General features: G+C 35.6%; 13 protein-coding genes. 6 read left to right on the forward strand and 7 right to left on the reverse strand.

Going from position 1 to position 12,795, the window contains the following annotated elements; translation table 11 throughout:
- Positions 1 to 14 precede the first annotated feature (14 nt).
- The 7 genes from EG359_RS17595 to clpB form a co-directional block, all read right to left on the reverse strand.
- Positions 15 to 1,031: a zinc metalloprotease gene (locus EG359_RS17595; protein ID WP_076357333.1), complete on the reverse strand. Its 1,017-nt coding sequence runs from the start codon at positions 1,029 to 1,031 to the stop codon at positions 15 to 17.
- A 248-nt stretch (positions 1,032 to 1,279) separates the two neighbouring features.
- Entirely contained in the window at positions 1,280 to 1,921 is a 642-nt protein-coding gene (locus EG359_RS17600; protein WP_076357331.1) for a response regulator transcription factor, read from the reverse strand.
- Entirely contained in the window at positions 1,918 to 2,703 is a 786-nt protein-coding gene (locus EG359_RS17605) for a sensor histidine kinase (protein ID WP_076357329.1), read from the reverse strand. Before EG359_RS17605 ends, EG359_RS17600 begins: the two co-directional genes overlap by 4 nt.
- The gene (locus EG359_RS17610; protein WP_076357328.1) at positions 2,682 to 3,329 is read right to left on the reverse strand and encodes a hypothetical protein; all 648 of its coding nucleotides are present in this window, start codon (positions 3,327 to 3,329) and stop codon (positions 2,682 to 2,684) included. The genes EG359_RS17605 and EG359_RS17610 overlap by 22 nt, the downstream gene beginning before the upstream one ends.
- A 35-nt stretch (positions 3,330 to 3,364) precedes the next feature.
- Entirely contained in the window at positions 3,365 to 3,889 is a 525-nt protein-coding gene (locus tag EG359_RS17615) for a hypothetical protein (RefSeq protein WP_076357326.1), read from the reverse strand.
- 195 nt (positions 3,890 to 4,084) lie between these two features.
- Positions 4,085 to 4,237, reverse strand: coding sequence for a hypothetical protein (locus EG359_RS22525; RefSeq protein ID WP_164463079.1), 153 nt, complete (start codon positions 4,235 to 4,237; stop codon positions 4,085 to 4,087).
- 152 nt (positions 4,238 to 4,389) lie between these two features.
- Positions 4,390 to 6,984 (reverse strand): ATP-dependent chaperone ClpB, encoded by a 2,595-nt coding sequence (clpB, locus tag EG359_RS17620; RefSeq protein WP_076357324.1) that lies wholly within the window; start codon positions 6,982 to 6,984, stop codon positions 4,390 to 4,392.
- Positions 6,985 to 7,355: 371 nt separating this feature from the next.
- On the opposite strand from clpB, the gene EG359_RS17625 reads away from it, so the two are divergent.
- The 6 genes from EG359_RS17625 (at position 7,356) to paaC (ending at position 12,791) form a co-directional block, all read left to right on the forward strand.
- Positions 7,356 to 7,934, forward strand: a complete 579-nt coding sequence (locus EG359_RS17625) for a TetR/AcrR family transcriptional regulator (protein ID WP_076357322.1) — start codon at positions 7,356 to 7,358, stop codon at positions 7,932 to 7,934.
- Between the two features lie 174 nt (positions 7,935 to 8,108).
- Complete coding sequence (locus EG359_RS17630; RefSeq protein ID WP_076357320.1) at positions 8,109 to 9,425, forward strand: phenylacetate--CoA ligase family protein; 1,317 nt, start codon at positions 8,109 to 8,111, stop codon at positions 9,423 to 9,425.
- Complete coding sequence (locus EG359_RS17635) at positions 9,425 to 10,510, forward strand: 2Fe-2S iron-sulfur cluster-binding protein (protein ID WP_076357318.1); 1,086 nt, start codon at positions 9,425 to 9,427, stop codon at positions 10,508 to 10,510. Before EG359_RS17630 ends, EG359_RS17635 begins: the two co-directional genes overlap by 1 nt.
- A gap of 86 nt (positions 10,511 to 10,596) precedes the next feature.
- Positions 10,597 to 11,535, forward strand: coding sequence for a 1,2-phenylacetyl-CoA epoxidase subunit PaaA (paaA, locus tag EG359_RS17640; protein ID WP_076357316.1), 939 nt, complete (start codon positions 10,597 to 10,599; stop codon positions 11,533 to 11,535).
- Positions 11,536 to 11,648: 113 nt separating this feature from the next.
- Positions 11,649 to 11,930 carry a 1,2-phenylacetyl-CoA epoxidase subunit PaaB gene (gene paaB, locus EG359_RS17645; RefSeq protein WP_039364405.1) on the forward strand — a complete coding sequence of 94 codons (282 nt, stop codon included), beginning with the start codon at positions 11,649 to 11,651 and terminating at the stop codon, positions 11,928 to 11,930.
- A 111-nt stretch (positions 11,931 to 12,041) separates the two neighbouring features.
- Positions 12,042 to 12,791 carry a 1,2-phenylacetyl-CoA epoxidase subunit PaaC gene (gene paaC / locus EG359_RS17650; protein WP_076357314.1) on the forward strand — a complete coding sequence of 250 codons (750 nt, stop codon included), beginning with the start codon at positions 12,042 to 12,044 and terminating at the stop codon, positions 12,789 to 12,791.
- Positions 12,792 to 12,795 lie beyond the last annotated feature (4 nt).

Here is a 12,795-nt window from a genome sequence, read left to right on the forward strand (position 1 = left end):
AATGGTGTGATTTATTAGTAAACTCTTAATCCTGATCTTGCGCCAGAAGAAGCTGTTACAGATTGCATTTTTGTTTTTTGCCCTGCAGTAAACATATATAATGAATTGTCATCTGAGTAATCCATATAATTCATAAACATAACAGATCTTTTTACCCCGTAGCAAGTATTGTAAAGCGGATATGTTGGTTTACCTGTATTAGCTGTTGTTTGAGTAGGAGTATCTGCAATTAAGTCATCACCACATGTGGTGTCTCCCCAAATATGTCTAAGACCTAAATAATGTCCTACTTCATGTGTTGCTGTTCTTCCTAAGTTGAAAGGAGCAGATGTTCCGGTTTTACCAAAGAATGGAGCGGCAATAACTACACCGTCTTTCCACGTACCAGCGTCTTCTGGGAAAGTAGCATAACCTAAGATTTCTCCTTGAGTATCCGGCATGCTGCCTACTACCCAAATATTAAAGTAGTTGGTAGGGTTGGTAGCATCAATTCCTCCTGTAGAGGCTTTCTTCATGGTGTTGTTCGTTCTGTCAGACTTACTCCATGATGTTTTGGTTGTGGTTTTTCTTATGGTATTTACCAATCTGAACTTCACTTTTACATCACCGGCTTTTACAGCCTGAAACTCAGTTGGGATGCTTGAAACATCACTGTTTGTTCCACTATAGTCGGCGTTTAGTATTGCAATTTGCTCTGCAATTCTGGCATCTGAAACATTTTGTGCTGCTGTTTTGTAGATTACATTTACTATTACAGGAATTTCAACTGTACCATCTGCAAGTACTTTTCCTAGTGCTAAGTTATTGGCAAATCTTTCAGCATTAGCATCTATTTCTGCAACTTTTTGTCTCAATGCAGGATCTTTTTCCAAGGCTTCCTGTCTCATGTCCTCTGATGGACAATTCCTTTTTAGCGCAGAAGTAGATGAGATTTCCTTATCTGCCGAAGTTTCATTTTGATTAGTTACACTGTCGTTGTTACACGCAGACATAAAGCCCAATGCAAGGACTCCAAATAATAATCTTTTCATATCTTTTATTTTGGTTTGAGGATGTGAAATTATATTATTTAAAATTGATATGCAAATTATTTTCTAATTTATTTGAATTATTCTTATTTAATGAATGGTTTTATTGATTATAAATTGGTTTTAACCGGTTTATATTGAGTTTTAACTAATTTTAATGATTGAATTATTTATTTCACATTTAAGTGTATTTTTAAATGTATACAATTAAGTGATTTTGTGTTTTTGTAGAATTTTTTTAATGTAAAATTTTAATTGGCAAAGCCGTTTTTAATGGCAAAAACTGCCAGTCCTACACGCGTCTTTAAATCAAGCTTATCGCAAAGCTGATCCCTGTAGCTTTCAACAGTTCTGGGGCTGCAGCACATTCTGTCTGCAATTTCTTTGTAGCTAAGCTCTGTGACGGTATATTTCAGGAATTCTTTTTCGCGGTCAGAAATCTTTACTGTGATTTCTGCTTCCTGATCTTTATTGAAATTGGAAAATATAATTTTTGAAGCCCATTCCGGGTAAAAGAAACCATCAGTATCCAACCTTGTAAGCGCTGTTTCCAGATCCTTTGGATGAGTGTTTTTTAAGAGATATCCTTTTGCTCCATTTTTGATCATTTTAATCACACTGTTATCATCTCCCTGCATGCTGAGCGCCATTACCTTAATATTGGGATGGTGCTTGGCAAGCCACGCGGCTGTTTCAAAACCGTCCATTATTGGCATACTGATATCTAAAAGGATAATATCAGGAATTGGGTTTCCCTCTTCAAATTTTTGAATCAGGTCTTTTCCATTTTCACATACATAAATTACTTCGAACTCATTAAAGTTATCAATAATCCCTTCAAGAGCCTTGGCAATAAGGATGTGATCGTCAACAATTACAATAGATTTTTTCATGGTTGTTTTTTTAAGGTGATATTAAGGAGCGTTCCTTTGTGATCCTGGCTTTCAAGTTTAAAATCGGCACCTATAATTTGTGCCCTGTTTTTCATGTTTGTAAGACCAATTCCATTGGATTTTGTATGGGCGGTATCAAATCCGATTCCGTCATCATGAATGTTGAGCTCCCATAGGATGTCTTCAGAAGTATTTAAACTGATAAAAATATTCTTGCATTGAGAATGTTTTATACTGTTCTGAATAAATTCCTGTGTGATTCTGAGAAGAACATTTTTATGAACGAAGCCTAGATCAAGTTGATTAAAATTATGTTCAAAAGTGATCTTGCACTTTTTTAAGGAATTGGTATTATCAACCTCTTCCTGAATTAAAGTTACAATTTCCTTTTGATTGATATTATCATCGGTCAATGTCTTCGAAAGGCTTCGGAGGTCTTGCAGAGATTGGTTGATGATTTGTGATACCTGATCAATTCTTTCGCTTGCTTCAGGAACTTTATTTTCATAAAGCATCTGTTGAACATATAAACTTACCAAGGTCAGCTTTTGACCAATATTATCATGAAGCTCACGTCCGATTTGTTGCATGGTAGCCTGCTGGATCTCCAGTTGGGTAGCCAGAAGTTCTCTTTGATGAATTTCGTTTTTCATTTCAATTTCATTCAGATACTCCTTTTTACGTTGTCTGTAGTTTCTTATGTAGATGGCTACAGCAACAACAAACATTAAAAAAAATGTGTTGAAAAGAATGATCGTAATTAAAAGCTCTGTTTTCCCCATATGAATGAACTTGCAAATAAAAGATACATTACAGCTCCTGAAATCTGGAAATAAGCAAAGTATAAGTCCCAAATATTTCTATATTCCCAAAGAAGCGACATAAATGTCATAAATGGAAGGGTTCCAATATAAAAGAGTGTTATTCCCAGATTGATATAGAACATTTTGTTTGTACTGAACTTTAAAATTTCAGACGAATTTACCTGCTTATAGTATTCCATAATAACAAGTACCATTAAAAATAGGCATCCAAAAGTATAATTAAAGGAATATACTACTTTGTTATTTGAAAAGAATAAAGCATTGGGAATGAATGACAAGAGATAGATGGCGGCAAAAATGTAAAATAGAGTTGTTTTTTTTAGTGATTTTTTGGCGTACAACCAATAAAAAAAGATAAATTGTAATGGCATAACAAAATAATTGTAAAACTTAACTCTATCTATATGAAGAGGTTTTTCAGCCCATTTTACAGCAGATTCACACAAAAAAATAGCAATAAGATATAATGCCAAATACTTCCAATATTGTTTTTTTACGCGGTTAAAATAAATAAGAGAAGTTAAAGCAGCAATTCCTTCCCCAACATACATGAATTGTAAGAAAAACTTTTGGAACTCAGTCATTGTTTATTAGTAGTATAAAATATTTTACAGCAAGATTAGTACTTTTGTGTTTTAGGGTTGCCTGGAGGGGTTAGGGTTCCTTGGTTTTCTCCCATATCTCCGTCATCATCTTTCGGCGCTACGCCGCGTGCGCTTAATGCTAAATTTTGTTGTGTTAATGAATTGAAGTCATAATCCAGTTTTTCTCCCTCTTCACTTTCTTTTTTCAGTGTTGGAATCATCACCAATGTATGTCTTTCAGAATATTCCTGAGGAACAGGGTGGTTCTCCATAATGTCCCAGTTCTCAACTTTTGGATAGGCAGCATAATAAAATCTGATTCCCAAATCTTCTTCAGTGCACTCAGGATTTATTTTGCTGGCTTCTTTTTCTATCAATGCAATGAAGCTTTTCAGTTTAGGAAGGTCAAACCAAATGGAATGTGCATCTTCTATTCCTAAAGCATCATTAATGGCAGTCAGGTGGTTTTGACGATAATTGTCAATAAGAGCTTTAATCAGAGTATTTGACATTGCTCCTGATCTTTGTTGATCTTTTTCGTTAGTAGATTCTGTATTCATAACTTAGTTTTATCATGGAATATCCATATTGCTGCAAATTTCGTAAAAAATCTGAAAGAAAAACGATTATTAAATAGGGAATTATACCGTTATTTTTACCGTGTTTTTACGGATTGTGTATGAATAATTTTATATTCAGGAAAACGAAGCTATGATAAGTTCATAAAAAAAACCGGAGAAAATCTCCGGCTTCATTTAGATGCATCCATATTTTTTAGGATCCCTGCAAACCAATCCTGCTGTACAGCAAAGGCCGGTAGGGCAGTTCCAGTTCTCGTCACACATAATTAAAGCAGAAGCCACCCCGCCATCAATGTTCTTCAATTCGTTTCTTTTTAACTTTTTCATACTGATTTTGTTTTAGTTATTAATTTGTTTGGATAATAAATATAATAATATTTCACGACATTTGGATAATTGTGAAAAAATAAGTGCTGAAGATTTCTCTACAGCACTTACTTACAAAAATTAATGTATATGAAAAAAACTACTTTCTTATTTTATTGTTCAGTTGGTCTGAAAACCAATCCGGTTTCTACAAAGTAATCCAGAGTGATTCTGTCACCGTCATTTACATTTCCTGCAAGGATTTCTTTAGACAGCTTATTTAATACTTCCTGTTGGATTACTCTTTTTAGAGGTCTTGCTCCAAAAGCAGGATCATAGCCTTTGTCCATTAGATAATCTACAGCATCCTGAGTGAAAGTCATGATAATGTTACGTTTTGCCAACATATCATTGAATCCTCTCAATTGATACTGAACGATTTTTCCAATTTCTTTTTTTCGTAAAGGTTGGAACAATACCACTTCATCAATTCTGTTTAAGAATTCCGGACGTAGGGTTTGTTTTAAAAGATCAAAAACTTCATCCTTCGTTTTATCCACAATGGCATCCTGATTCTCGTCAGTGATATTTTCAAAATTCTCCTGAATAAGATGTGAACCTAAATTCGAAGTCATAATAATGATTGAGTTTTTGAAATTCACAACACGACCTTTATTATCCGTTAAACGACCATCATCCAAAACCTGAAGCAATGTGTTGAAAACATCAGGGTGGGCTTTTTCAATCTCATCTAAAAGCACTACAGAATAAGGTCTTCTTCTTACTGCTTCAGTTAATTGTCCCCCTTCATCATATCCCACATATCCCGGAGGAGCACCTACCAATCTTGAAACACTATGGCGTTCCTGATACTCACTCATATCAATTCTGGTCATATTGTTCTCATCATCAAATAAGAACTCTGCCAATGCCTTTGCAAGCTCAGTTTTACCAACTCCTGTTGTTCCAAGGAATAGGAATGATCCGATGGGTTTTTTATCATCACTCAATCCGGCTCTGTTTCTTCTGATAGCATCAGCTACAGCGCCAATAGCTTCATCCTGTCCTACAACTCTGTGGTGAAGTTCAGATTCCAGATTCAATAATTTGTCTCTTTCTGATTGCAATAGCTTGGTTACAGGAATACCTGTCCATTTTGCAATTACCTCAGAGATATTATCAGAAGTTACTTCCTCTTTAATAAGCTCGTTCTGATGATTTTGCATTTCAATTTCAAGCTTTTCAAGCTGGTCCTCTTTTTCACGAAGTTTTCCATACTGGATTTCCGCTACTTTAGCATAATCTCCAGTTCTGGAAGCTCTTTCCGCCTCCAATTTCAGAGATTCGATATCTTTTTTGATCTGGGTAAGATCTTCACTTTTTTGCTTTTCTTTCAACCATTTTGCATTAATCTCGTTTCTCTCTTCAGAAATCTTCGAAATATCTTCCTTTAAATGGTCAATTTTAGTTTGGTTGCCCTCTCTTGAAATAGCGGCCAATTCAATTTCCAACTGCATTAATCTTCTGTCCAGAACATCAAGCTCTTCCGGTTTTGAATTGATCTCCATTCTCAATTTAGCCGAAGCTTCATCAATAAGGTCAATCGCCTTGTCCGGTAAAAATCTGTCCGAAATATATCTTTGAGACATTTCCACGGCAGCAATGATTGCTTCATCCTTGATTCTTACTTTGTGGTGAGCCTCATATTTATCCTTAATTCCACGGAGAATTGAAATTGCAGATTCAGTATCCGGTTCTTCTACCATTACTTTCTGAAAACGTCTTTCCAATGCTTTGTCCTTTTCAAAATACTTTTGGTATTCATTTAAGGTTGTTGCGCCAATGGCTCTCAATTCACCTCTTGCTAGGGCTGGTTTCAAAATATTGGCAGCATCCATTGCTCCATCGCCTCCTCCGGCACCTACCAGAGTGTGAATCTCATCAATGAAAAGAATAATCTGTCCGTCAGATTTGATGACTTCATTCACTACAGATTTCAGACGCTCCTCAAACTCACCTTTGTATTTTGCACCAGCGATTAAGGCTCCCATATCCAATGAATATAAAGTTTTATCCATTAGATTCTCAGGAATATCACCACTGATAATTCTGTGGGCAATTCCTTCAGCAATTGCTGTTTTACCTACACCAGGCTCTCCGATAAGGATAGGGTTATTTTTTGTTCTTCTGGAAAGAATCTGTAGAACTCTTCGGATTTCTTCATCACGCCCGATTACAGGATCCAGTTTTCCTTCAGCTGCTAGCTCGTTAAAGTTTTTAGCATATTTATTTAAGGATTGATAAGTCTCTTCTGAACTTGCAGAGGTTGCCTTACTTCCTTTTCTTAATTCTTTAATCCCCCCTTCCAATAGTTTTTTGGTTACTCCCATGTCTTTCAACATTTGAGAAACTTCCGAACTGGTTTCAATAAGGGCTAACCATAAGTGCTCAATCGTTACAAATTCATCACCCATTTTTTTGGCGATGTTGGGTGCATCCAGCAATACTTTATTTGCCGATTGAGATAGATAAATATTTCCTCCCTGTACTTTAGGAAGCTTTTCTAAATTTTCACGATTTCGCTCTCTTACTAAGCTGGCATCAGCTTCAGATTTCTTTAGTAGGAAAGGCGATATATTCTCATCTACCTGAAAAATACCTTCAAGTAAATGTTGAGGTTCAATACTTTGATTGCCGAATTCCATTGCAACTTGTTGTGCTGCCTGGATGGCTTCTTGTGATTTTACAGTATATTGGTTTAAGTTCATATTTTATATATTTTTGGTAATGATTTGTTCAAAGTTTAGCTTTAAAAAACATCAAGAAACTAAATTTTCAGGCCCAGTTTCTTAATGCCATCAATTATTTAATCATTTATTCGATGACTGTATCGCAAAAACTGTTCAATTATTAAATTTACAAAAAAAATGGACAAAATTTCCGAATTCACTATTTTTAACGTAAAATTAACTTGACAAAATTTCCGATTCTTGAAATTTTCCTTTGAAATTCATGAACAAATAGTCAGATTTGAAAAAACAACCTCGGAACCTACATTTGTAAATGATCAGATTTGTTTAATCACTATGTTAAATTTCAACTTTTTATTAACAGAATAACTACTTTTGCATTTTTACAGATGGAACTTAAAGAAAAACAAAGGAAAATATTAGACGTAGCAGTAGAGCTTTTCAAGGAGAAAGGCTATATGGGAAGCTCAGTAAGAGATTTGGCTACGAAGCTTAATATCAAGGCAGCATCATTGTATGCACATATTCGTTCAAAGGAAGAAATTCTGGAGTGGGTATGTTTTGGTATTGCGCAGGAGTTTTTTGATGAGCTTCAGGAAGTGAAAAATACGGATGTTGTTCCAAGAGAAAAATTAGATTTATTTTTGGATAAACATTTATCAGTTGTTCTTAAAAATCGTGATGTTACCCATATCTATTCTGTGGAATGGAGGCATCTTGAAGAAAGACTTCCCGAATTTGTAGAATTAAGAAAAAATTATCAACAAGAAGTTGAGGCATTAATTTCTGAAATTTACAAAGCTGAAAACTGGGAACTAAAGTCACCATCATTTACCACGAGATTCATTCTTCATACCCTTAACAACTCCTATTTTTGGTTCAAGAGAAGCAGCGATTCTACCGATAAAATTACGGATGAGATAAGGGAAAAAATACTTTTTGGCTTACTCGGAAATCAAAAATCATAGTCTTTGACAAAAAGAAATCATTAATACATATTTCATCGTACTTTATACAAAAGTATGGTGGTTTAGCTTGTGTTTTATTATTTAGAATCATTCAAAATATGACGAAAATCATAAAAATTTTGCCAGCTACCAAAATCTTTTTAAATTTACACCTAACAAATGTTAGTTAGTTTTATGGATTTTTCAGTTGAATATCTGGAGCTGGGGCAGTTGAGACAGCTTCAATCTGACCGGTTGATTAATTTAATCGGTTATCTAGGAGAGAAATCAGAGTTTTATAAAAGAAAACTTGATGAATTGGAAATATCTCCCAATGATATAAGGTCGATTGCAGATATCACGAAGCTTCCGATTACTTACAAACAGGATTTAAGAGATAATTATCCGTTTGGTTTATTTACCGTTCCAAAAAGTGAGCTTCAGAGAATTCACTGCTCAAGCGGAACAACGGGAAAACCAACGGTGGTGGGATATACTAAGGAAGATGTAGATCTTTTTAGTGAAGTGGTAGCAAGATCTTTACACGCTGCAGGAGCCAGACCGGGAATGCAGTTGCATAACGCGTATGGTTATGGAATTTTCACAGGGGGGCTAGGTCTTCATTATGGTGCAGAAATGCTGGGAATGAGTGTTCTTCCTATTTCCGGAGGAATGACTGCGAGACAGGTGGATTTGATTCTGGATTTTAAACCTGAAGTGATTTGTTGCTCACCATCTTATGCTTTAACCATTGCTGATGAGTTTGCTAATAGAGGAATCTCGGCAGATGAAATTAGTCTTAAATATGCGGTGTTAGGATCAGAACCTTGGACGGAGATCATTAGAGGGCATATTGAGGAAAGATTGGGAGTGCATGCAACCAATATCTATGGTTTAAGTGAAATTATTGGCCCTGGAGTTTCCATGGAGGATTTTGAAGAGAAAGGAGGTTCTTACATCTGGGAAGATCATTTCTATCCTGAAATTTTAGATCCAATTACCAAGCAACCGGTTCCTTTTGGAGAAGAAGGAGTTTTGGTGATTACTACCTTAACGAAAAAAGCCATGCCACTTCTACGTTACTGGACTAATGACATTACAAGCCTTTATTACGATGAAAATGCCAAAAGAACAATGGTGAAAATGAAACCGATTGTTGGCAGAGCAGATGATATGCTGATCGTAAGAGGAGTGAATGTTTATCCAAGCCAGATTGAAGAAGCATTCTCCCATGTAAAAGGAGTGGTTCCTAATTACTATTTGACTCCGATTGAAAAAGAACAAATGTGTGTAGCTTTAGATATTGATGTAGAAATTGCGGATGATCTTGTAAGCACTCAAAAAATAGAAGCAAATACCGATGATTATTTTAATTTTGTCGGAAGCTTCGGAAAAAATATAGAAAACGAAATCAAAAAACGGGTAGGGATCACCACAAAAGTGAAAATTCATACCCAGGACAGCTTGCCGAAGTGCGAAGGTGGAAAAATTAATAGAATACTAAAAAAATAATGAACTCATTTTATAAACTTAAAACTGTAAAAGTTCAGAAAGATACTTCCGAAGCCGTGAGTGTAGCGGTAGAAATTCCGGAGGAACTGAAAGACAAGTTCAGGTTCAAACAAGGGCAGTATCTGAATTTCCGAATGATGATCAACGGAAATGAAGAAAGACGTTCCTATTCTATCTGCAATGCTCCAAGCGAAAAGAGTAATACGCTGGAGGTTCTGGTAAAATTACTGGAAGGTGGAAAAGTATCAGGATATTTCAATGAGCATCTTCATATGGATGAAATCCTGGAAGTAATGCCTCCAATGGGCGGTTTTAATACTTCTTATCACCCGACAAACGTAAAAACGTATGTTGGCCTGGCGGCAGGAAGCGGTATCACTCCGGTTTTATCCAATATTAAAGAAAGTCTTTATCAGGAGCCTAACAGTAATGCGTATCTGTTTTACAGCAACAGAAGTATGAATCATATTTTGAGAAAGGCTGAAATTGATAAGTTGGTAGAACATTTCAACGGAAGACTTAAAGTGGTATATCTCGTAAGTAGAGAAAAACATGAGGATCCTGTTTTTGAAGGAAGAATTTCTCCGGAAAAATTAGATCAGCTGTTTGAAAGATATACAGATATTGATGTAAAAGAAGCTACCTATTTCATTTGTGGACCTTCAGAAATGATTAAAGGGATTGCTGATTATCTGAAAAAGGATAAAAAAGTGCCTGCAATTCAGGTTTTATTTGAATACTTCACTGCTCCGGATGAAGAAAATACAGAGGAGATGAGTGATGAATTCAAAGCAATTGCCAATATTGAAAGTATGGTAACGGTAATCATTGATGATGATGAATATTCGTTCCACCTTAATTCCAAAAAAGAGAGTATCTTAGATAAAGCATTGAAAGACAATCTTCCTGTGCCTTTTGCTTGCAAAGGAGGAGTTTGTTGTACGTGTAAGGCAGAGGTTTTGGAGGGAGAAGTTTTCATGGAGAAAAACTATGCGCTTACCGAAGATGAAGTAGCCAGAGGCTTCGTTCTTACCTGTCAATGTCACCCGACAACGAATGTGGTGATGCTTAATTATGATGTTTAAAAAATTAATGTAACAATATAACAATTTACCAGTGTAACAATCATTGGTACATTGGTAAACTGATACATTGCTAAATTGAAAAAATTATGGACTTAGAAAAATTTGTTCAATACGTTCACGACGAAAATAAAGTAGAACCAAAAGATGTAATGCCTGATGATTACAGAAAATTATTGGTTCGTCAAATTTCGCAGCATGCACATTCTGAGATTGTCGGGATGTTGCCGGAAGCAAACTGGATTTCCAGAGCTCCTTCATTGAGAAGAAAAATGGCTCTTTTGGCTAAGGTTCAGGATGAAGCAGGACATGGCTTATATTTATACTCTGCAACAGAAACGTTAGGAAACGGAACGATCAGAGCAGATAGAGATGCCACTTATGAAGATATGCTGGAAGGGAAAGCCAAGTATTCAAGTATATTTAATTACCCTACATTAAGCTGGGCAGATATTGGTGCCATCGGCTGGTTGGTAGACGGTGCCGCTATCATGAATCAGGTAATGCTGATGGGGAATTCTTATGGCCCTTATTCAAGAGCGATGGTGAAAATCTGTAAAGAAGAGTCCTTTCACCAAAGACAAGGATATGAAATTCTTATGGCACTTTGCCGTGGTACAAAACAACAGAAAGAAATGGCACAGGCTTCGTTAAATCGTTTCTGGTGGCCGGCTTTAATGATGTTTGGACCTAATGATGACAGTTCACCAAACTCTAAAATCTCTATGAATTATAGAGTAAAAAGAGAAAGTAATGACAGTCTTCGTCAGAGATTCATTGACGTTACCGTTTCTCAGGCAGAATTCTTAGGATTAACAATTCCTGATAAAGATCTGAAATGGAATGAGGAAAGACAACACTACGATTTTGGAGAACTTCCTTGGGATGAATTCATGGAAATCTTAAAAGGAAATGGACCTTGTAATAAAAAGCGTATCGAAACGAAGAGAAAAGCGCAAAGAGAAAATTCTTGGGTAAAAGAAGCAGCTGCAGCTTTTGCAGAAAAACAACAAAAAGAAGTAATATAATAAGGTAACAATATACCAATGTAAAAATGTAACAATCAATTTGTCATTCTTAGTAAAGCGAAGAATTTCATTGATAAACTGGTACATTGATACATTGTTTAATTAATTTGACTATGGCAAATTTAGATATGTGGGAAGTGTTTATTCAAACTAAACCGGGATTATCTCACAAACACGTTGGAATAGTACAGGCACCAACAGCAGAAATGGCTTTGCAAAATGCAAGAGACGTTTATACGAGAAGAAAAGAGGGTACCTCAGTTTGGGTAGTTCCAAGTAAATATATTGTGACTTCAGAAGGAGTAGACAAGGAAGCTTTCTTCGATCCGGCTGATGACAAATTGTACCGTCACCCGACTTTCTATGATATTCCAAACGATGTAAAAAATATGTAGAAAATTGTATTAATGTAAAACGTATTAAAGTAAAATTACAGCTTCTTTGAACGGTTCTTTTACAAATCATTAATACATTTTTCATTGAGTCATTTTACAAAAAGTAAAAAAATGAACCCATTATATAATTATTTATTAAAACTAGCAGACGACAGTTTCATTATGGGACAGCGTTTGTCTGCATGGTGCGGTGAAGGTCCTTATCTGGAGGAAGATATTGCATTAACGAACATTGCTTTGGATGAACTTGGACAGGCTAACAACTTTTACGTTTATGCTTCCAGGGTGATTGATAACGGCAAAAGTGAGGATGATTTGGCTTTCCTAAGATACGAACATGAATATCTAAATGCACACTGGGTAGAACTTCCCAATGAAGATTATGCACAAACTATTTTGAAAGTGTATGTTTTTGCAGTCTATCAAAAGCTGATGTATGAAGCATTATCTAATTCTGCTAATGAAGAACTTTCTGCAATTGCTCAGAAATCTTTGAAAGAAGTAAGATATCACTATACCCATGCTGCATCCTGGATGAAAATTTTTGCTCAGGGAACAGAAGAAAGCAAAACTCGTTTAGAAAAAGCAATTGAAGATATCTGGGAATATACAAAAGGATTATTCGCAAAAGTAGACGGAGAAGATGATTTAGCTATTTTAAATATCGTTCCTAATGTTGATGAGTTATACAAAGACTTCGTTGCCATTACAGAGAAAGACTTTCAGGATTTTGGATTAGAATATCCAGCGAATCCGTTTATGCAGCCAAAATCAAGAACAGGATATCATACAGAATATTTTGGATTTATTCTTTGTGAACTTCAGTATATGCAGAGAGCGTATCCGGGATGTACATGGTAGAAAA

The sequence above is a fragment of the Chryseobacterium joostei genome, from assembly GCF_003815775.1.
In the GTDB taxonomy this organism is placed as follows: Bacteria; Bacteroidota; Bacteroidia; order Flavobacteriales; family Weeksellaceae; genus Chryseobacterium; species Chryseobacterium joostei.